Source organism: Streptomyces sp. NPDC001858 (assembly GCF_053594615.1).
Genome location: NZ_JBSFEV010000015.1, coordinates 115,234 through 136,363, shown reverse-complemented (window position 1 = coordinate 136,363; position 21,130 = coordinate 115,234). Strand labels below are relative to the sequence as shown.

Sequence of the window (21,130 nt, the reverse complement as noted above, 5' to 3'; positions counted from 1 at the left end):
GCGGGTTCCAGGCTTCGAGATTACGGCACCGGGGCGGGCCGGAGCACATCACACCGGTCACCCGTCCAACCATGGGAGACGGCCCGGCACAAGAGTGTGCCGGGCCGTCGTGAACTCTGGGTGGCTAGGAGATTCTGACCGGGTTCACCACGTCCGCGATCAGGACCAGGATCGTGAAGCAGACGAAGATGCCCGCCACCACGTAGGCCACCGGCATCAGCTTCGCCACGTCGAAGGGGCCCGGGTCGGGGCGCTTGAGGACCTTCGCCGTCTTGCGGCGCAGGGACTCCCACAGGGCGCCCGCCATGTGTCCGCCGTCCAGGGGCAGCAGCGGGAGCATGTTGAAGAGGAACAGGGAGAGGTTGAAGCCGGCGACCAGCATCACGGCCAGGGCCAGCTGCTGGGAGGCCGGGATGTCCAGGGTGAAGATCTCGCCGCCGACGCGGGCCGCGCCGACCACGCCCATGGGTGAGTCGGGCTCGCGGGGCGCGCCGTCGAAGGCCGCGTTCCACAGGGCCGGGATCTTGCTGGGCAGGGCGGCCAGGGAGTCGACGGCCTCGCCGACCCGGTCGGTCATCCAGGACACGGAGTCGCCGAAGTCCTGCTTGACGACGCCGGTGGCCGAGCCGAAGCCGAGGAAGCCGGCCTTGACGTACTCGCCCTGGACGTAGGCCCCGTTGCCGTCCTTCTTCGCGACCTGGTTGGTGGCGATCGTGGCGTGCAGGGTCAGTTCCTTGCCGCCCCGGTCGACGACGATCGCGACCTCCTTGCCGGCGCTGACGCGGATCAGGTCGGAGAGGGTGTTCCAGTCGTCCGTCCGCTGACCGGCGAAGGAGACGATCTCGTCGCCCGGCTTCATGCCGGCGGCCGCGGCCGGGGAGGCCGGGTCGGTCGACTTGCACTTGTCGCGGTTCTCGGTCTGGGAGATGACGCACGGGGAGATCGAGCTGACCGTGGTGGTCTGCTGCTGGATGCCGAAGCCCATCAGGACCGTGAGGAACAGGGCCACCGCGAGCACCAGGTTCATGAACGGGCCCGCGAACATCACGATGAACCGCTTCCACGGCTTGCGGGTGTAGAACATGCGGGTCTCGTCGCCCGGTTGGAGCTCCTCGTAGGCGGCCGAGCGGGCATCCTCGATCATGCCGCGCCACGGTGACGTGGAGCGGGCGGTGATCTTGCCGTCGTCGCCGGGCGGGAACATGCCGATCATGCGGATGTAGCCGCCGAAGGGGATCGCCTTGATGCCGTACTCGGTTTCGCCCTTCTTGCGCGAGAAGATCGTCGGGCCGAAGCCGACCATGTACTGCGGCACGCGGATGCCGAAGTACTTGGCGGTGGACAGGTGTCCCAGCTCGTGCCAGGCGATCGAGAAGAGCAGGCCTACCGCGAAAATGACTATGCCGAGGATCATCATCAGGGCTGTCATGCACGCGCCTCCGCAGTAGCCGTCAGTTCCTGAGCCCGGGCCCGTGCCCAGGTCTCCGCATCGAGGACGTCCGACACGGTCAGTGAAGTTCCCGTCACCGGCGTGCCGTGCTCCTCCACGACCCGGGTGACCGTCTCCATGATCCCGTTGAACGGGAGCGCGCCCTTGCGGAACGCCTCCACACACTCCTCGTTGGCGGCATTGAACACCGCCGGGGCCGTGCCCGCGAGCTCGCCCACGTGCCGGGCGAGGTTCACCGAGGGGAAGGCCTCGTCGTCGAGCGGGAAGAACTCCCAGGTCGACGCCTTGCTCCAGTCGAAGGCGGGCGCCGCGTCGGGGACCCGCCGGGGCCAGCCGAGGCCGACGGCGATGGGCCCGCGCATATCGGGGGGCGTCGCCTGGGCCAGTGTCGATCCGTCCGTGAACTCAACCATCGAGTGGACATACGACTGCGGGTGCACGACCACCTCAATCCGCGAGAAGGGAATGTCGTAGAGGAGGTGCGCCTCGATGACTTCCAGCCCCTTGTTGACCAGGGTCGCGGAGTTGATCGTGATCACCGGGCCCATGGACCAGGTGGGGTGGGCGAGGGCGTCCTCGACGGTCACGTGCGCCAGTTCCGCCTTGGTGCGGCCGCGGAAGGGGCCGCCGGAGGCGGTGACGACGAGTCTGCGGACGTCGGCCCGGGTGCCGGCGGCCAGGGACTGGAAGAGGGCCGCGTGCTCGGAGTCCACCGGGATGATCTGTCCGGGCGCGGCCAGCGCCTTCACCAGCGGGCCGCCGACGATGAGCGACTCCTTGTTGGCGAGCGCGAGGGTGCGGCCCGCCTCCAGGGCGGCGAGGGTCGGCGCGAGGCCGATCGAGCCCGTGATGCCGTTCAGGACGGTGTGACAGTCGGACGCGGCGAGCTGGGCCGCCGCTTCGGGGCCGGCCAGCAGCTCCGGGAGCGGCTCCCCGGCCCCGTACTCGGCGGCGAGCGCCTCGCGCAGCGCGGGCACGACGTCCTCGCGGGCGACCGCGACGGTCCGCACCCGCAGCCGGCGGGCCTGCTCCGCGAGGAGGGCGACCCGGCCGCCGTTGGCGGACAGACCGCTCACCCGGAACCGGTCCGGGTTGCGCAGCACGAGGTCGATGGCCTGGGTGCCGATCGATCCGGTCGAGCCGAGGATCACCACGTCCTTGGGGCCGTCGCCCGCGACGGGATCGTAGACGAGGTGCGGGTCGGCGAGGGCAGGGGCCGGAAGCCCCGTCGTCCGCCCGGAGGGCGGGCCCTGCGGCGTCAGGTGCGTGCTCTCGGCGTGCCGGGCGGTGGCCCCAGTACTGGACGTACTCGGGTCAGCGCCCGGTGCGGCGAGAGTGCGTGCATGGCGTCGCGGGGCAGACGGGGCTTCCGGCCCGTGCCCTGGGGGAGCTGGACTGTCACTCATGCCCCCCATTGTGGCCGCACGCGGTGGTCGGCGGGACAGGGTGTCCCCCCAAGGAGGACACCCTGCGCTCTGGTGTGCGGTGGCTCACCTGATCGGGCGGTGGGCGTTCTCCCGTTCGCTCGGGCCGGGTGCGGCCTCGGCGATCCAGGGGCCTTCGCCCGAGGGGTCGACGATGCCCTGTTCCAGCCACTCGTAGGCGCCCGCCATGACGCCCTTGACGACCTTGCGGTCGACGCCGTCGGTGTTGCTCCACAGGCGGGTGAAGAGTTCGTCGACGCGGACGCGGGACTGGCGGCAGAAGGCGTCGGCGAGCTGGTAGGCCTCGCGGCCGTGCTCGCCGCGCGAGCGCAGCAGTTCCGCGCGCACACAGGCGGCGCTCATCGCGAACAGCTCCGCGCCGATGTCGACGATCCGGCCGAGGAAGCCCTGTTTGGTCTCCATCCGGCCCTGCCAGCGGGACATCGCGTAGAACGTGGAGCGAGCCAGCTTGCGGGAGTGCCGTTCGACGAAGCGGAGGTGGGGGGCGAGGTCGACTCCGCCGGTCTTGAACTCGCCGAACGTGCCCGGGAGCTGGCCCGATCCCGTGACCAGTTTCGGCAGCCACTTGGCGTAGAACACGCCGGCGTTCGCGCCCGCCCTCGCCTTGTCCTGGAGGGACTTGTCGGGGTCGATGAGGTCGCCGGCGACCGAGAGGTGGGCGTCGACGGCCTCGCGGGCGATGAGGAGGTGCATGATCTCCGTCGAGCCCTCGAAGATGCGGTTGATGCGCAGATCGCGCAGGAGTTGTTCGGCCGGCACCGCGCGTTCACCGCGGGCGGCGAGCGACTCGGCCGTCTCGAAGCCGCGGCCGCCGCGGATCTGGACGAGTTCGTCGGCCATCCGCCAGCCCAGCTCGGAGGCGATGAGCTTGGCCAGCGCGCCCTCGATACGGATGTCGTTGCGGTCCTCGTCGGCCATCTGGGAGGACAGGTCCAGGACGGCTTCCAGCGCGAAGGTGGTCGCCGCGATGAAGCTGATCTTCGCGCCGACCGCCTCGTGGTGGGCGATCGGCTTGCCCCACTGCTCGCGGGCCGCCGACCACTCGCGGGCGATCTTCAGCGACCACTTCCCGGCGGCCACGCAGGACGCGGGCAGCGAGAGCCGGCCGGTGTTGAGGGTGGTCAGGGCGATCTTCAGGCCCGTGCCCTCGGCGCCGATGCGGTTCGCGACCGGGACCCGGACCTGGTGGAGGCGGGTGACGCCGTTCTCGATGCCGCGCAGGCCCATGAAGGAGTTGCGGTTCTCGACGGTGATGCCGGGCGAGTCCGTCTCCACGACGAAGGCGGTGATGCCGCCCTTGTGGCCCTCGCTCTTCGGCACCCGGGCCATCACGACCAGCAGGTCGGCGACCACGCCGTTGGTGGTCCACAGTTTCACGCCGTCGAGGACGTAGTCGTCCCCGTCCGGGATCGCGGTCGTCGCCAGGCGGGCCGGGTCGGAGCCCACGTCCGGCTCGGTGAGGAGGAAGGCGCTGATGGCGGTGGTGGCACAGCGCGGCAGGAAGCGCTGCTTCTGCTCGTCGGTGCCGAACTGCTTCAGCGGCTGGGGCACGCCGATGGACTGGTGCGCCGACAGCAGCACGCCGATCGCCGGGCTGGCCGAGCCGATCAGGGCGAGCGCCTTGTTGTAGTACACCTGGGTGAGACCGAGGCCGCCGTACTTGGGGTCGATCTTCATGCCGAGGGCGCCGAGCTCCTTGAGCCCGTTGATGACCTCGTCGGGGATGCGGGCCTCGCGTTCGATGCGCGCCGCGTCGACCTTCGTCTCGGCGAACTCGCGGAGTTTGGCCAGGAACTGCTCGCCGCGCCGGACGGCCTCCTCGGAGGGGACCGGGTGGGGGTGGATGAGGTCGAGCCGGAAGCGTCCCAGGAACAGTTCCTTGGCGAAGCTCGGCTTGCGCCAGTCCTGTTCCCGGGCGGCCTCGGCGACCTGGCGGGCCTCACGCTCGGTGACGGTGGGTTTCTTGAGGGGTGGTGCGGACATGAGGCTCACCTCGCCGCGAATCGGGATCTCGGACCACATTGGTTACCGATGAGTGCTACTCGATCGTTGGTACCCGATCCCGGGCGAGGTGGCCACCCCACGCGTCCGCCTTCAAGCCGATGGCGACCGAGTCGGACCCGGTGTCCGGGCGGCCCGTTCCCTTGAAGGCCTCGGCGCCGGACTCGATGCCGGAGGCGTACGGGTCGTCGCCGAGCGGCTTGCGCCGAACGAGTGCCCGGGTCCGGTGGCCGCCGGGGCCCGGAAAGGTTGCCGTAGCCTTCTTCACCAATCCACCACAACGCCTTCATCACCGATCCCGCACAACCGGCTCTCCCGCAACCCGTTGTCGAAGCGCTTCGACAACCTATGGACACCCACCCCCGCTAGAGCTACTGTCGAACCACCCTCACCCGCCCCTGTTCGCAATGCGCACTGTCGAAGCGCTTCACAAAACTTGGAGAGCTGGATGGTCACCCTCGCCGAGGTCGCCCAGCACGCCGGAGTCTCGGCGAGCACGGTGAGCTATGTCCTCAGTGGCAAGCGGTCCATCTCCACGACCACCCGGCAGCGGGTCGAGCAGAGCATCCGCACCCTCGGCTACCACCCGAACGCGGGCGCCCGCGCGCTGGCCAGCAGCCGGTCGAACATCATCGCGCTGATGATCCCGCTGCGCACCGACATGTATGTGCCGGTGATGATGGAGATCGCCATCGCGGTGGCCACCAGTGCCCGCAGCCATGGCTACGACGTCCTGCTGCTCACCGGCGAGGAGGGTCCCGACGCCGTCCGCCGGGTCACCGGCAGCGGGCTCGCCGACGCGATGATCCTGATGGACGTCGAACTCGACGACGAGCGGCTGCCGTTGCTGCGCTCGACCGACCAGCCGTCCGTGCTGATCGGGCTGCCGGCCGACACCTCCGGCCTGACCTGCGTGGACCTCGACTTCGCGGCGACCGGCGCACTGTGCGTGGAGCACCTGGCGACGCTCGGCCACCGCGACATCGCTGTCATCGGCGAGGCCCCGGCGGTCTACGAACGGCACACCGGCTTCGCCGAGCGCACGCTCGACGGACTGCGGTACCGGGCCAAGGAGTCGGGGCTGCGGCTGCTGCACCGTCCGTGCGAGGGCGGGTACGACGCGATGGCCGTGACGCTGGCCCGGGTGCTGGACGAGCGGCCGGGCACCACCGGGTTCGTGGTGCAGAACGAGTCGGCGGTCGAGCCGCTGCTCGCGCTGCTGCGGCAGCAGGGCCGGGCCGTGCCGGAGGACGTGTCGGTGGTGGCGATCTGCCCCGAACAGGTCGCCGTGCAGGCCTCGGTGCGGCTGACGTCGGTCGCCATCCCCGCACAGGAGATGGGACGGCATGCCGTGGCACGCCTGGTCGCCAAGCTGGAGGGCCGTGGCAGCGACGAAGTCGTGCTGATCTCCCCCGAGTTGACCGTCCGGGCGAGCACGGGGCCGGCGCCCGCCACTTCCTGACCCACCCGGCCCGCCCCGCCCACCCGGCCCGCCTGACCCCGCCCGGTCTGCCTGGTCTGCCCGGCGCCGGGCCGCACCGACGGCGTCTCAGGGCGCCCCCATGTCTGCACCCCGTCTGCCCGCACTGCTTCTGCCTGCACTGCTTCTGCCGCACCGCTTCTGCCTGCACTGCTTCTGCCGCACTCCTTCGAGGGAGCACCCCACGTGAACCAGCCTGTCGAAAACCAGCCTCAGGTCAGTCTCGCGCAGTCGTCGCCCACGGTCGGCACCTTCCGCGAGCGCGGCGGCGCGCTGGAGTGGAGCGGCCGCCAGGAGACCCTGCGCGTCGAGCCGTGGGGTCCGGACGCCGTCCGGGTGCGGGCCCGGCTCGGCGGGCCGATCCTCGAAGGGCTGCCGGGCGCGCTGCTCGACGAGCCGCCGGCCACCGAGAGCAGCGTCAAGATCGTTGACGGGGAAGGGCAGTTGACGGTCGGCGCGCTGACCGTCGAGGTGAACGCCGAGGGGCTGATCCGCTTCCTGCGCACCGACGACGGCGCGGAGCTCCTCGCCGAGGACCGCGCCCACTTCTGGTGGCCGGGCTCGCGGCTCTACACGGCCGTGGGCAACGGCCACCACCGCCTCGAACAGCGCTTCGCCGCCTACGACGACGAGAAGCTGTACGGGCTCGGCCAGCACCAGCACGGCCGGCTGGACCAGAAGGGCCTGGTCGTGGACCTGGTCCAGCGCAACGCCGAGGTCTGCATCCCGGTGCTGACCTCCAGCCGCGGCTACACGCTGCTGTGGAACAACCCGGCGATCGGCCGGGTCGAACTGGCCGGCAACGGCACCCGCTGGGTCGCGGACTCGGCCCGCCAGCTCGACTACTGGATCACGGCCGGCGCCCCGGCCGACGCCCAGCGCCGCTACAGCGCGGCCTCCGGCCGCACGCCGATGCTGCCGGAGTGGGCGGCCGGCTTCTGGCAGTGCAAGCTGCGCTATCGCACCCAGGACGAACTCCTGGACGTGGCCCGGGAGTACAAGCGCCGGGGCCTGCCCCTGGACGCGATCGTCTGCGACTTCTTCCACTGGACGCACCTGGGCGACTGGAAGTTCGACCTGAGCGAGTGGCCCGACCCGGCGGCGATGGTCCGTGAACTGGAGGAGCTCGGCGTCAAGTTGGTCGTGAGCGTCTGGCCGTCGGTGTCGCCGCTGAGCGAGAACCACCCGGTGATGGAGCAGCGCGGCTACTTCATCGGCACCCAGTACGGTCCGATGGCGCACGCCGACTGGCCGGACAAGGGGGTCGCCTCGACGGTCCAGATCGCGTTCTACGACGCGACGAACCCCGAGGCCCGGGAGTTCGTGTGGTCGCGCATCCGCGACAACTACCTCGTCCCGTACGGGATCACCGCGTTCTGGCTGGACGCCTGCGAGCCCGAGCTGAAGCCCGGTTTCCCGGAGAATCTGCGCTACTGGGCGGGCCCGGGCCTGGAGGTCGGCAACATCTACCCGGCCGACAACGCCCGTACGTTCTACGACGGGCTGCGGGCGTCCGGCTCCGGCGACGAGGAGATCATCACCCTCAACCGCTCGGCGTGGGCGGGCAGTCAGCGCTACGGGGCCGCGCTGTGGTCCGGTGACATCGGCGCGGACTTCCCGACCCTGCGCCGGCAGATCGCGGCCGGGCTGAACACCGCGCTCTCCGGCATCCCGTGGTGGAACACCGACATCGGCGGCTTCCACGGCGGCGACCCGGACGATCCGGCGTACCGGGAGGTGATGGTCCGCTGGTTCCAGTTCGGGGCGCTGTCCCCGCTGATGCGGCTGCACGGCTTCCGCGACCCGGGCATGCCGCTGGGCCCGGACATGACGGGCGGCCCGAACGAGGTGTGGTCGTACGGCGAGGAGGCCGGCGCGGTCCTGGAGAAGTATCTGCGGCTGCGCGAGCGGCTCAAGCCGTACGTCCTGAAGGTCATGCGGGAGGCGCACGAGGAGGGGCTGCCGCCGATGCGGCCGCTGTTCCTGGAGTTCCCGGACGACCCGGCGACCTGGTCGGTGGACGACTCCTATCTGTTCGGCCGGGACCTGCTGGTCGCCCCGGTGCTGACGGCGGGCGCGACGGTCCGCACGGCCTACCTCCCGGCGGGCGCGACCTGGACGGACGCGTGGACGGGCGACGCCTACGAGGGCGGGGCGGCGGTGACGGTCGACGCCCCGCTGGACCGTCTCCCGCTGTTCCTGCGGGACGGGGCGCGGCTGCCGGTGGCCGAATAGTCGCGGGGACGCGCGAACACCCTTGTGACAGAAGGGGGTTGGCGGGGTAGAGGGCTGGGATCCGCTCCCTCCGCCGCTCCTCTTTCGCTCCCGGAAAGGGTGTTCGCCGTGTCCACCGTGTCCGCAGGCTCCGTCCCGCTTCCTCTCCCCCTGCCGCTCCCGCTCGCCGTGGCCAATCTCCTGCTGCGGGCGGGATTCTCCTCCCGCCTTACGCCCGACCGCGCCTTCGACCAGCTGGCCGACGAGGCCGGTCCGGTGGACGCGGGCTTCGCCGCCGACTTCCGGCTGCTGCTCGGCCACTGGGCCCGGGACGAGCACCTCACCCCGGTCGGCTGGTCGTCGGCGCAGGGGCATGTCCGCAGGCATCTCGCCAACCGGGCCCGGGTCCGGCGGCTGATCGCCGAGCACCCCGAGATCGCGCAGGAGCCCATCGAGCGGCCGGTGTTCGTCGTCGGCCTGCCGCGCACCGCCACCACGCTCACCCACGGGGTGCTGTCCCTCTCGGAGCAGCACCGATGTCCGCTCTTGTGGGAGTTACTGACACCGGATGTGGCGGGCACGCCCGAGCGGCGCCGCAAGGCGGTGCGGGCCGCGCGGCTGATGGTCGGCGGCATCGACCTCTTCGCCCCGCGCTACCGCGACATCCATCCGCTGGTCGCGGAGGGCCCCGAGGAGTGCACCTTCGCCCTCCCGCACACGATCATGCCGCTGTCCCAGGCCCGCATCCCGGCCTACCGGGCGGCGCTCGACGCGCGGGACTTCGTCCCCGACTACGCGTACCTCAAGCAGATCTACCAGGTGCTCCAGTACGGCCGGCCGCGCCGGCGCTGGGTGCTGAAGTCGCCGCTGCACACCGGGAACCTCGACGCGCTGCTCGCCGTCTTCCCCGACGCCACGCTCGTGTGGACGCACCGCGAACCGGCGGCCGTCGTGGCGTCCTTCTGCAGTCTGATCGAGCACGGGATGGCCATCACGCTGCGCCCGCTCGATCTGCACGGCCTCGGGGCGACCTGGCTGGAGCTGCTGAGCGACTCGGTGCGGCGCGGGATCGCCGCCCGGGCCGCGATCCCGCCCGGGGCGCTCGTCGACGTCCCGTACTCCTGGCTGGGCTCCGATCCGGCGAGCGGCGCCCCGAAGCTCTACGACGCCGTCGGCGCCCGGTGGACCGAGGCGGACGCGGCGCGGCTCCCGCAGGTCGTGTCCCGGCCGAGGGGCACCCGGCCGCACCGCTACGACCTGTCCCGGTACGGGCTGACCCGTGCCGACGTCGACGCGGCGTTCGCCGGGTACGACGCGCTGCGCGCCGAGGTCGACCGGGTGTAGGGCCGGCCGGCCGGCCTCGGCGCGCTCTGCGTCAGCCGCTGCTCAGCTGCTGCTCAGCTGCTGCTGACGGTCAGGTTGTCGGTCACGAAGTCCAGCCCGCCCGAGGACGAGGTGATCTCGAAGCCGAACTGCACGTCACCGATGGTCTCGTTGCCGAACCAGCCCTTCGTGTCCTTGATCCACTTGAGGATCGGGAGGATGTTGACGGTGCCGGACGACGAGTCGGACGTGCGCAGGAACGAGAACACCTCGTTCGCGCCGTTGCTGCCCTTGTACACGGTCCAGGTGTGGCCGCCGAGAGTGACGTTGCCCTGGGATGCGCCGAGGGGGCCGACCGCGCCGTTGTAGTTGACCCACAGCATGATCTCGTAGTCGTAGTCGGTGTCCCAGATGTCGTAGGACGTGTTGTAGGCGCCGGACGACGGGACCGTGACGTTGTAGCTGCTGGAGAGCGAGCCGAGCGAGGTGATCGTCTTGTTGATCACCTTCTTGGAGTTGGGGTACGACTTGATGCCGCCGGTGCCCGGGTGGTTGGCCCAGACTCCCCAGTTGGTGCCGGAGTTGGCCCAGACGCACTGGCTGCCGGCGCCGGAGCCCCAGATGTTGTTGTAGAGCGTGTAGCCGTTGAGGCTGGTGTTGCCCCACTGGTCGCAGGAGCTCCAGACGGCGGCCGAGGCGGGGGCGGAGGCCGCTCCGACGGTGATGCCGAGCGCGATCGCGGGGGCGAGCAGGGCCTTGACGACCCTGTTGCGGGTGCGTGTTGCCATGGTGTCCCTTCCATGGGTGGGGGGAGGTGCGGTGTGTTTCATGGGGGGTTGCCGCGTCCCCAGGTGAGGACGCGGTCTTCGCCGGCGACCAGGTCGAGGAACTCCATGTCGTCGGCGGAGTCGTCGGCGGAAGTCCGCAGTTCGATGCGGTGGGTGCGGTGCGGGCGGACGATCGCGCGTGCGCCCTCGGGGCCCCAGGCGAGGTCGAGTTCCGCGCCGAACCGGGTGCGCACGCCCCGGAGTTCGCCCGAGGGCAGGGCGGGAGTGGGCGCGGGCAGCAGGACCAGCCGGTCGGGCGTGGACTGGACGAGCGCCTCGACGAGCACCGCGGGGAGGGTGTGTGCGGCGTCGGCGTTGTAGACGTCGCGGCGGGGGTAGTGGGCGCTCATCAGGGAGGCGTGGAAGAAGTCGCCGTCCAGGACGCTGCCGAGGGCGGCGGCGACCCGGCGGCCGTCGCGCAGCCGGGCCGCGATCAGCGCGTGGTGGAGATGGCCGTGCGCGGAGTCGTTCTCGGCGCCGCGCAGTTCCAGGGCGCGGTGGGCGGCGGCCGCGAGGTCCGGGGTGTCGTAGGGGCTGATCTCGTCGAGCGGCCAGACGCCGTAGAGATGGCTGAGGTGGCGGTGGTCGTAGGTGTCGTCGAGGCCGGGCAGGGCCCATTCGGCGAGCGCGCCGTCGGCGTTGATCCGGTGGGGTGGGAGACGGTCGGCGAGGGCCAGCCAGCCGGGCGCCCGGTCGGGGTGGTAGGCGGCGGCGGTGCGCAGTGCGTGCCGGGCGGCGGACAGGTCCATGGCCGCGTTCAGGGTCCCCCAGCTGCCGCCCGCCGGACGGTTCTCGGGCGAGTAGGAGGGGACGACGACGAGTCGGCCGTCGGCGTCGGTGCGGGTGAGGAAGTCCTCGTAGAACTGGGCGACTTCGGCCAGGGCGGCGGCGGTGCGCGGGTCGTGTTCGCCGCGGGCCTCGTCGTGGTCGACGAGCGGTTTGAGCAGCCAGTCGGCGCCGGCGGTCCACAGGTGCAGCGGGTATTCGCGGCTGAAGTGGTACGTCAGCCCCGACTCGCCGTCGCTGTGCGCGGGTGCGACCGCGCCCCGGGCGCCGAAGACGGCTCGGGCGTTCTCCCGCCAGTCGTCGAACTGGCGGTGGATCAACTCGGCGAGGGCGTCGGTGACTTCGGGGAGCGCGGCGGCGGTGGCGGAGGCGGTCTGGAGGTTGACGTTGGCGTCGTTGGTGAACGCTCCGGACCAGGCGGTGTCCCAGTCGCCGGTCCACAGGCCGGTCAGCCGGGGCGGGTTGAGGCCGGAGGAGGACAGCAGGTGGTAGCGGCCGGCGGCGAAGAGGCGCTCCAGGAGTGCCGTGCTGCGGGGGCGTTCCAGCAGCTCGGAGCCGGGGAGGGCGCGTTCGGCGGGGTCGGCGTGCAGATCGAGGCGGACGCGGTCGTAGGCGGTGCGGTGGTGGGTGAGGTGGCGGGCGAGCAGGTCGTCGTAGGCCGGTGGCAGAGCGCTGAGGGCGTGCTGTTCGCGGGTGACGTCGAATGCGCCGGTGTGCCGGTGCACGCGGGTGAGCAGCAGGACGGACTCGGCGCCGGTGACCCGCACGCCGGGGTGGACGAGTTCGGTGCGGCCGCCGGTGGCGAGGACGAGGGTCAGGCCGGTGTACGCGCGGTCGCTGTCCGGGTAGCGGGCGCGCAGGGTGAGCAGCGCGCCGTCCCCGGTGCGGACCGCGCCCTGTCCGACGGCGAGGCCCTCGGGCGCGCCCGGGAGCCGGTGGTCCAGGGATATGTCCAGGTCGAGGCCGGTGACCTGGTGGACGATGACGTCGTCGGCGCGGGAGACGAAGACCCGGCTCGTGCCGCCCACGCAGGCGGCGGTGGTCTCGCCGGTGGTGAAGTCGACGGTGCGCAGGGAGCGGCGGTGGCGGCGCGGCTCGTCCGAGGCGGCTCTCAGCCGTAGCTGGAAGGCCGGGTGGAAGGGCTGGACCCATTGCAGGGGGCGGTGGTCGGTGAAGCCTTCGGCGGCGGTGGTGTCGCCGGCCAGCAACTTGTCCTGGAGGGCGGTGAGTTCGGACGCCAGCTCGGGTGGTCGGGCGTGTTCGGCGCCGTTGGGGCGGACCAGGGTGTGGTGGGTGACGACGACCCGGTCGTCGTACGGGTCGCCGAACACGAGGGCGCCGTGCCGGCCGTTGCCGCTGAGGAAGGCGTCCTCCCAGCGGGCGGCGGGCCGGTGCTCCCAGGTTCCGTGCACGGGTCCGGCGGCGGTGCTCTCGCCGGTGACGAGGTTGCGGGGGAGGTCGGTCATGAGCGCAACACCACCACGCCGTAGCGGCCGAGGGTGATCTCGTCGGTGAAGGTCGTGCCGGTCAGCAGGTCGTGGTGGGCGCCCGGGAGCCGGACGGTGACCGGGTCGCGGCCGTGGTGGAGGAGGAACAGCAGTTCGCCCCGGCGTACGGCCTCGACGCCCGGCGGGAGGCCTTCGGCGACGGGCCGGACGCCCGCGTCGGCGGCGATACGGGCGAGCAGCGTGCGCAGGGCGTCGGGCTCGGGCAGCGTGGAGACGTACCAGGCGCGGTCGTTGCGCAGCACGGCGGGCAGTCCGTCGAGCTCACCGCCCTGGTAGCGGGCTTGCACCGCGTCCGGGTCGGCTGCTTCCAGCTCCTCCGACCACAGGGTCCCGCGGAAGCCGTCGGTCTCGACGCGTTCGTCCGCGTCCAGCGGCCACCACTCGTGCAGGGTGCGGATGCCGAACAGCTCGCGCAGCCGGGCGTCCATGCCGCCGGGGCGGACCCGGTCGTCGGCGTCGGCGACGCCGGTCAGGAAGCCGGCCACGAGAGTGCCGCCGCCGTGGACGTGGGCGAGGAGGTTGTCGATCGCCGCGTCCGTCATGGCGTAGAGCTGGGGGACGACGAGCAGCCGGTAGCCGGTGAGGTCGTGTTCGGGGTGGGCGAAGTCGGTGGCCAGACCGGCCTCCCACAGCGCGCGATGCCAGGCGCCCAGCACGGCCGGGTGGTCGACCTCGTGGGAGAGGCGGCCTTCCTGGTCGCCCGCCCACCAGGCGTGCCAGTCGTGCAGGATCGCGATTCCGGCGCGGCTGTGGCTGCCGGTCACCTCGGGCGAGATCCTGGCCAGGTCGGCGCCGAGCTGCTTGATCTCCTGGTAGGTGCGGCCCTCCTCCCCCGCGTGGCTGACCATGCCGGAGTGGAACTTCTCCGCGCCCTGCCGGGACTGCCGCCACTGGAAGTAGCAGACGGCGTCCGCGCCCCGGGCCACGGCCTGCAGCGACCAGAGCCGGTTGAGGCCGCGCGGCTTGGGGTGGTTGACGCCCCGCCAGTTGACCGGTCCGGCGGCCTGTTCCATCAGCATCCACGGGCCGCCAGCCTGCGAACGGGTCAGGTCCTGGACGAGCGCGCCGTGCTGCGCGCCGAGCGGGTCGCGCGGGTCGGGATAGAGGTCGACCGAGACGACGTCCTCCTCCTCGGCCCAGCGCCAGGCGTCCTGGCCGACCCACAGCGGCATGAAGTTCGTGGTGACGGGGAGGTGCGGGGTGGCCCGGCGGACGATGTCGCGCTCGGCGGTGTAGCACTCCAGCAGCATGTCGGAGGTGAACCGCTTGAAGTCCAGCACCTGGGCGGGGTTCTTCAGGTAGTGGGCGTGGCGGGGGGTGTGGATCTCGACCCAGTCGCCGTAGCCCTGGCTCCAGAAGGCGGTGCCCCAGGCCTCGTTGAGGGCATCGAGGTCGCCGTAGCGCTGCCGCAGCCAGGCGCGGAAGCGGGCGGCGGCCTGCTCGCTCCAGTCGTAGGTGCAGTACTCGTTGTTGATGTGCCACATCGTGAGGGCGGGGTGGTCGCCGTAGCGGGCGGCGAGGTCCTCGGTGATGGCGGCGGCATGGCGGCGGTAGGTGGCGCTGGAGTGCGAGAAGTGCTGGCGGCCGCCCCACCACTCGGTGCGGCCGTCGCCGTCGACGGGCAGGGTGTCGGGGTGCAGCCGGCCCAGCCACGGCGGCGGGGAGGCGGTGGGGGTGGCCAGGACGACGCCGATGCCGGCCGTGTGCATCAGGTCCATCAGCGTGTCGAGCCAGCCGAACTCCCGTGCGCCCGGCCTCGGTTCGAGTTTCGCCCAGGAGAAGACGCCGAGGGTGACGGAGTTGACGCCGGCGGCCGTCATCAGACGGACGTCCTCGGGCCAGGTCTCCTCGGGCCACTGCTCGGGGTTGTAGTCGCCGCCGAAGAGGATGCGGCCGCGGGTGGCGTCACCGAGGGCGGGCCGCCGGTGCTCGGGCATCAGACGGGCTCCCCGTACTGGATGCCGCGCCCGTTGGTGGCGAGGTAGACCCGACCGTACACGCGCGGGTCGCCGACGATGGTCTCGCCGGTCCAGCCCCACTGGTGGGCGTCGTCGTTGATCCGCACCCAGCTCTGTGCGCCGTCGTCGGAGCGGTAGACGGCGGTGATCGCCTCCGTGGAGCCGACCTGGTAGATCGCGGGGTAGTCGGCGCCGGCGGCGGCCTTGCCGAAGCCGAGGGTGTAGGAGGCCCAGCAGCTGTCGACCCTGGCGAAGCTCGCGCCGCCGTCGGTGGACCGGTACAGGCCGTTCCACTTGGTGCTCAGCCACAGGTCGCCGGTCCGCCCCGGGGCCGCGACCAGCTTGAACTGGCTGTCCCCGGCGGGCAGTCCGGTCGCCCGCGCGGTGAAGGTGCGGCCGCTGTCGGTGCTGGCGAGCACGGTCCCGGTGTCCATGTCGTAGGCGTAGAAGACGGCCGGGTCGACCGGGTCGGCGACCGGCGTGGCGCCCTTGGGGAAGGAGGCGATCTCGGTCCAGGAGGCGCCGTTGTCCGCCGAGCGGTGGGCGGGGTACCGGGTGCCGTCCCAGTGCACGAAGGACCAGAGCAGCGCGGTGCCGTCGGCGTTCACGGCGATCGGCCCGGGGGCGTCCTCGGCCAGGGCGGGCTGGGCAGTGAAGGGCGCCCAGGTCCGGCCGCCGTCCTCGGAGTACGCGCCGTTGCCGTGGTCGCCCCAGCCGGTGCGCACGACGTAGGAGGGCTTCGCGGCGGCCTGGGCGAGGCCGGTGGCCGACCCGAAGACGGGGTTCGTGGCCATGCCGCGCGAGGGCGAGGCCGTGAGCCGCTCGTGGTAGAGGACGCCGATGTCCCGCGACCCGCTGAGCAGGTGCGCCTCGCCGGCCGGCGGCGACACCAGCTGGACGACGGACGCCTCCTCCAGGCCGCGGATCTGCGGCGCCCAGTGCTTCAGGTCCCGGGTGCCGTAGAGGGTCGCGCCGGTGCCGTAGACGAGGTGCCTGGAGTCGTACGGGTCGATGCCGACCGCCTGGATCCACCAGCCGAACTTGGGCGCGTCGGCGCCCCACCGCAGGTAGGGCGTCTCGGAGACGTCGAAGACGGCGGAGTCCTTGAGGGACGTCCAGCTGCGGCCCCCGTCGGTCGTGCGGTACAGCGTGTCGACGGCCGCCCAGCGGTTGTTGGTGGAGACGACGGCGGTGCCGGGGCGGCGGGCGTCGACGGCGACGCCGCCGTAGCCGAAGGCGTCGGTCCCGCCGGGCTTCGCGGGCGTCACGTCCGTCCAGACGCCGGTGGCGACGGCCAGTTTGTGCACGCTGCCGTCGGACTGGCCGTTGGGGCCGGGGGCATCGGCGTACGTCACGTACAGCTCACGGGTGCGGCAGTCGTAGGCGGCGCGGACGGGCGTCTTCGCGGCGGCGCCGGCGGGGGCGCCCGGGACGGCCTCCCAGGTGACGCCGTCGGCGGCGGTGCGGTAGAGGTGGGGCGTGGTGCCGTCGGAGTCGGCCCAGCCGGCGTAGAGGGTGCGGCCGACGGCGACGAGGAGGCAGACGCCCTGCCCGGAGGGGGTTGGGACGCCCGGGAAGCCGCTCGCGGCGGCCCAGGTGGCGCCCCGGTCCGTGGACTTCAGCAGCCCGTCGTGGCGGGTGCCCAGCCACAGGGTGTCGCTGTCGCGCGGATCGACCAGCAGCCGCTCCCCCATGCCCCGGCCGTCCTCGTTCGCGCCGAGTTTCACGGTGAGGTCGCTGCGGGTCCAGGTCGCGCCGCGGTCCTCGGAGCGCAGGACTGCTCCGTTGCCCGCCCAGACTTGCGCGTAGGCGCCGAGGGCGAGGTAGACGCGGTCCGGATGCGCCGGGTCGACGGCGAGGGCCTCGACGCCGAGGAGGTTCCAGTCGTCCCAGCCGAGGTGATCGGTGAGCGGGGTCCAGCGGGCGGCTCGGTCGTCCCACCGGTAGGCGCCGCCGATGTCCGTGCGGGCGTAGGCGAGGCCGCGGACGGCGGGGTGGAAGAGGACGCCGGTCACGAATCCGGTGCCGCCGATCACGGCGTTGCGCCAGCGGTAGGCGGCGCCGGCAGCCGCAGCCGTCTGCCCGGCGGGGAGCGCGGTGAGCGCGGCGGCGGCTGCGGCGCCGGCGAGGACGGTGCGGCGGGTGACGTGCATGGGAAACCTCGGGTGGGTGAAGTGGGTTCGGGGACGTCCGGTTGTCATGCGGCTGCGGATGGTTCGTGGCTGCTCGCGCAGTTCCCCGCGCCCCTTCAAGGCCGGTCCACCGCACGTGCCTTCAGGGCGCGGGAAACTGCGCGGCCGGCCACGACGGGCCCGCGGTCGCCGTGCGGCACCCGCCCCCGGGACGGCAGGCGCCCCCGGGACGGCAGGCGCCCGACTACCCCTTGACCGCGCCGGTCAGCATGCCTTCCTTGAAGTGGCGCTGGACGAACGGCGAAGCGACCGCGACGGGGATCAGCGCGAGGACCATCACGGCCATCTGCAGCCCCAGCGCGGAGAGTTCACCGGTACGGACGGCCTGCTGCAGACCGGTCGGCGCCTCGGTGTTCTTCTGGACCAGCTGGATGAGCACGTTCTGCAGCGGCATCATCTGCTGGTCGGTGAGATAGATGGACGCGTTGAACCAGGCACTCCAGTACCCGACCGCGTAGAACAGCGAGATGACGGCCAGCACGGCCCGCGACAACGGCATGACGATGGTCAGCAGGATGCGCAGATCGCCGGCCCCGTCGATGCGGGCGGACTCGGTGAGTTCGGGGGAGATCCCCATGAAGAAGGCCCGCAGCACCAGGATGTTGAAGACGCTGACCGCGCTGGGCAGGATCAGCGACAGATAGGTGTCGGTGAGGCCCAGCGACTGCACCAGAAGGTACGTGGGGATGAGCCCGGCGCCGAAGAACATCGTCGCCAGCATGGTCACCAGGAAGAACCGGTGTCCCAGACTGCCGCGCCGCGACAGCCCGTAGGCCGCGAGCACCGACACCGTCATCGAGAACAGCGTGCCGACGAGCGTGACGCCGACCGAGACCATGATCGCCCGGCTGACCTGGCCGCCGCTGAGCAGTTCCGTGTAGTTGACGAAGGTGATGCCCTGGGGGATCACGACCAGGCCGCCGGCCCGGTCGATCACCGGTTTCGGCGAGAGGCTGGTGACGATCACGATCCACAGCGGACCGAGCACGCCCAAGCAGCACAGGGCGAGGAAGCCGCCCTTCAGCGTGAGTCCGGCCTTGCCGGGCGGCTCGTCCCACACGGGGCGGGCGGGGGCCTTGAGGCTGCGGACGAGCTGCGTGTTGAGACTCACTTCTGGTACACCCCCTGCTCGCCCAGCAGATGCGCGAACTTGTTCGCGGCCAGGACGAGGCACACTCCGATGACTCCCTTGACGAGGCCGACCGCGGCCGCGTAGCTGAAGTCGCCGTTCTGGATACCCATGTTCCATACGTAGGTGTCGAGCACCTCGCTGGCCCCCACGCCGACCGCGTCCCGCTGGAGCAGGAACTGCTCGAATCCGACGCTCAGCGCGTCACCCACGCGCAGGACCAGCAGCAACGCGATCACCGGGCGCAGCGCGGGCAGCGTCACGTGCCACATGCGCCGCCACCGCCCGGCGCCGTCCATGGCGGCGGCCTCGTACAGGTCGGTGCTGACGGCGGCCAGCGCGGCGAGGAAGACGATGATCCCCCAGCCGGCGTCCTTCCACACGGCCTGCGCGGTGACCAGGTACTTGAACAGGCTCGCGTCGGTCATCAGGTCGAAGCCGCTCCAGCCGTGGTCCTCCAAGGTCTGCGCGATGATGCCCGCGCCGCCGAAGATCTGCTGGAAGACGGTGACCACGAGGACCCACGAGAAGAAGTGCGGCAGATACATGATCGCCTGTGCCACGGCCCGCACCCGGGGCCGGATCACGCTGTTGATGAGCAGCGCGAGGGCGATGGGGATCGGGAAGAACAGCACCAGTTGGAGCGCGAACAGCAGGAGGGTGTTCTTCGCGGCGTCCCAGAACAGCGGGTCGTCGGCCATCCGGGAGAACTGCTCCACCCCGACCCAGGGGCTGTGGAAGATCGCCGTGACGCCGTTGCTGGAGACGTACGGGTCGTAGTCCTGGAAGGCGACGACGTTGCCGAGCAGCGGGATGTAGTTGAAGAGCAGGAGCAGCACGATGACGGGCAGCGTCATGAGGATGAGTGCGCGGTCGCGGCGCAGCCGGATCCGCCAGGGGACCTTGGCGGCCTTGTCCGCCCTGCCTGCCTTGCCCGCCCTGCCCAGCCTGCCCGCCTTGCGCGGCGCGCGCCCCTCGGCCGCCGCCGTGGCGACCGCGGCCGCCGGTTCCTCGACGGCGGCGGGGGGACGGGTTCCGTCGGGTCTGCTCCCGGCCGTGAGGGACATCAGTTGCCGCTGCCGTTCTGGTCGATGAGCTGCTTGTACCAGTCGCGCAGCTTGTCGCCGCCGGAGGACTTCCAGGTGGAGACGGCGGCCTGTACGTCGGACAGCTTCCTGTTGCCGCGCACGTAGTCGATCTCCAGCTGCTCGAACTGGCTGGAGAGGCTGGCGTAGCGGGTCGGCTCGACGATGTTCATGCCGTACGTGGACGTCTTCTTCATGAAGGCGCCCATCCGCTGCTGCCACTCGACCTGCTTGCGGGCGACGTCGGGGAAGTCGGGGTGGGCGTAGTAGGCGGCCGGTGCGGACAGCATCACCCAGGCGTTGATCACCTCGGAGTTGCCGAGGTCGGTCTTGGCCGGGACGCCGTCCTTGACCGTGTAGTGGGTGCCCTCGACGCCGTAGTCGACGAGCATCCGCTCCTTGGTGCCGTAGGGCGCGGCCGCGAAGTCGGCGGCGGCCAGGGCGTTCTCGATCGTCGCCTTCGAGGCGCCCTTGCGGATCATCGACCAGATGCCGGCGGGCTGGGCCGCCCACAGCGACGGGTCGCCGCCGTCCGCGCCGAAGATGTCCATGCCCTCGATCGCGAAGTCCGGGTTGGCCGCGGCCTGTTCGGCGGTCTTGCCGTACCAGCCGGACATGTCGTTGTTGTAGACCAGGATCTGCCCGGCGGTGAACCGCTGGCCCGCGTCGCCCGAGCGTGCCTTGTCGTCGGGGTGGACCACACCCGCGTCGAACAGCTTGCGGGTCCACTCCAGGGCTTCGAGGTACTCGGGCTGCTCGACGCGGTAGGTCAGCTTGCCGTCGGACCCGAGGTGCCAGCCGATCGGACCGGAGCCGCGGACGCCGAAGATGTTCCACGCGGTCCAGTTCATGTCCCCGCAGGCCCACACCTTGGCCTTCGCGCTGGTGGCCTCCTTGGCCCAGGCGAGGAACTCGTCGGGCGACTTGGGGACGGCGTAGCCCTTCTCGTCGAAGATGTCCTTGCGGTAGTAGGGCACGATGAAGGAGGCGGTGGCGGCGGGCATCGGGATGCCGCGCAGCGCGCCGCCGAAGATGCCCATGCGCCAGGCGTCGGAGGGGATCGCGGCCAGGTTCGGGTACTTCTTGACCTTGTCGCCCGCCAGGTAGGGGCCGAGGTCCATGAACTTCGCGGTGACCGCGTTCGCGATCTTGCCGACCAGTTCCCAGCCGGGCACGACCACCATGTCGGGTATGGAGCTGGAGGCGAGGACGGCGCCGAGCTTCTGGCCGTAGGTGTTGCCGTCCTGGTTCTGCCAGGTGATCTTGGTGCCCGCGGCGGCGTCGAGCGCCGTGTAGTAGGCGCAGCCGGCCTTCGGCGGGGAACCCCAGAACGGGGACATGATCTTGAAGGAGGCGCCGGTGCCGAGCTTCTTCGGGACCGAGGCGGTCAGGGCCGCGAGGTCGACCTTGCCGGTGTAGCCGGACGCCGAACCGTTCTTCGACGGCAGGTCCGGCCGGGCGACCGTGCTGGCGACGAACGTCGGCAGCAGCTTGTTCGCGTCCTTGCCCGAGGTGGTGCCGTCGCGCGAGCCGCTGTCCGTGCCGCCGCAGGCGGACAGCAGCGGCATCCCTCCCGCCACCGCTGCGGTGGCGACCGCCGTGGAGGCGAGGAAGCTTCTCCGGCTGGGCCCGGAGGAGGCGGAAGCGGCGTTCGGCGTCATTGCGTCAACCCTTCATGGCGCACCAGGACACCCGGCGGTGGCCGTCGGCTGCGGTGTCTTCAGTGGATCTG

14 protein-coding genes are annotated in these 21,130 nt (G+C 71.5%); 3 read left to right on the top strand and 11 right to left on the bottom strand.

All coding sequences use genetic code 11. The features are described 5' to 3' along the window. Positions 1-124 precede the first annotated feature (124 nt). From ACWCPF_RS22400 to ACWCPF_RS22385, 4 genes are all read right to left on the bottom strand, one after another. Entirely contained in the window at positions 125-1,429 is a 1,305-nt protein-coding gene (locus tag ACWCPF_RS22400; RefSeq protein WP_451046815.1) for a M50 family metallopeptidase, read from the bottom strand. Then, positions 1,426-2,856, bottom strand: a complete 1,431-nt coding sequence (gene dxr / locus ACWCPF_RS22395) for a 1-deoxy-D-xylulose-5-phosphate reductoisomerase (RefSeq protein ID WP_451046814.1) — start codon at positions 2,854-2,856, stop codon at positions 1,426-1,428. Before dxr ends, ACWCPF_RS22400 begins: the two co-directional genes overlap by 4 nt. 84 nt (positions 2,857-2,940) lie before the next feature. After that, the gene (locus tag ACWCPF_RS22390; protein WP_451046813.1) at positions 2,941-4,878 is read right to left on the bottom strand and encodes an acyl-CoA dehydrogenase family protein; all 1,938 of its coding nucleotides are present in this window, start codon (positions 4,876-4,878) and stop codon (positions 2,941-2,943) included. Positions 4,879-4,933: 55 nt separating this feature from the next. Further along, a complete protein-coding gene (locus ACWCPF_RS22385; protein WP_451046812.1) occupies positions 4,934-5,164 on the bottom strand; it encodes a hypothetical protein in 231 nt (76 codons plus the stop codon). 180 nt (positions 5,165-5,344) lie between these two features. On the opposite strand from ACWCPF_RS22385, the gene ACWCPF_RS22380 reads away from it, so the two are divergent. The 3 genes from ACWCPF_RS22380 to ACWCPF_RS22370 all read left to right on the top strand — a co-directional run bounded on the left by ACWCPF_RS22380 (position 5,345) and on the right by ACWCPF_RS22370 (position 9,934). Next, positions 5,345-6,358, top strand: coding sequence for a LacI family DNA-binding transcriptional regulator (locus ACWCPF_RS22380; protein ID WP_451046811.1), 1,014 nt, complete (start codon positions 5,345-5,347; stop codon positions 6,356-6,358). Between the two features lie 204 nt (positions 6,359-6,562). Further along, positions 6,563-8,611, top strand: a complete 2,049-nt coding sequence (locus ACWCPF_RS22375) for a glycoside hydrolase family 31 protein (protein WP_451046810.1) — start codon at positions 6,563-6,565, stop codon at positions 8,609-8,611. 108 nt (positions 8,612-8,719) lie between these two features. Beyond that, positions 8,720-9,934 carry a sulfotransferase family protein gene (locus tag ACWCPF_RS22370; protein WP_451046809.1) on the top strand — a complete coding sequence of 405 codons (1,215 nt, stop codon included), beginning with the start codon at positions 8,720-8,722 and terminating at the stop codon, positions 9,932-9,934. 53 nt (positions 9,935-9,987) lie between these two features. On the opposite strand, the gene ACWCPF_RS22365 is transcribed toward ACWCPF_RS22370, so the two are convergent. From ACWCPF_RS22365 to ACWCPF_RS22335, 7 genes are all read right to left on the bottom strand, one after another. Next, the gene (locus tag ACWCPF_RS22365; protein WP_451046808.1) at positions 9,988-10,701 is read right to left on the bottom strand and encodes a glycoside hydrolase family 12 protein; all 714 of its coding nucleotides are present in this window, start codon (positions 10,699-10,701) and stop codon (positions 9,988-9,990) included. Positions 10,702-10,739: 38 nt separating this feature from the next. Beyond that, a complete protein-coding gene (locus ACWCPF_RS22360) occupies positions 10,740-12,992 on the bottom strand; it encodes a glycosyl hydrolase family 95 catalytic domain-containing protein (protein ID WP_451046807.1) in 2,253 nt (750 codons plus the stop codon). Next, positions 12,989-14,971, bottom strand: coding sequence for a beta-galactosidase (locus tag ACWCPF_RS22355; protein WP_451046806.1), 1,983 nt, complete (start codon positions 14,969-14,971; stop codon positions 12,989-12,991). The genes ACWCPF_RS22360 and ACWCPF_RS22355 overlap by 4 nt, the downstream gene beginning before the upstream one ends. Then, positions 14,971-17,145 carry a WD40/YVTN/BNR-like repeat-containing protein gene (locus ACWCPF_RS22350; protein ID WP_451046805.1) on the bottom strand — a complete coding sequence of 725 codons (2,175 nt, stop codon included), beginning with the start codon at positions 17,143-17,145 and terminating at the stop codon, positions 14,971-14,973. Before ACWCPF_RS22350 ends, ACWCPF_RS22355 begins: the two co-directional genes overlap by 1 nt. Positions 17,146-17,368: 223 nt before the next feature. Then, a complete protein-coding gene (locus ACWCPF_RS22345; protein ID WP_451046804.1) occupies positions 17,369-18,295 on the bottom strand; it encodes a carbohydrate ABC transporter permease in 927 nt (308 codons plus the stop codon). Continuing rightward, positions 18,292-19,380, bottom strand: a complete 1,089-nt coding sequence (locus ACWCPF_RS22340) for an ABC transporter permease (RefSeq protein ID WP_451046803.1) — start codon at positions 19,378-19,380, stop codon at positions 18,292-18,294. Before ACWCPF_RS22340 ends, ACWCPF_RS22345 begins: the two co-directional genes overlap by 4 nt. Further along, a complete protein-coding gene (locus ACWCPF_RS22335) occupies positions 19,380-21,059 on the bottom strand; it encodes an extracellular solute-binding protein (protein ID WP_451046802.1) in 1,680 nt (559 codons plus the stop codon). The genes ACWCPF_RS22340 and ACWCPF_RS22335 overlap by 1 nt, the downstream gene beginning before the upstream one ends. Between the last annotated feature and the right edge of the window lie 71 nt (positions 21,060-21,130).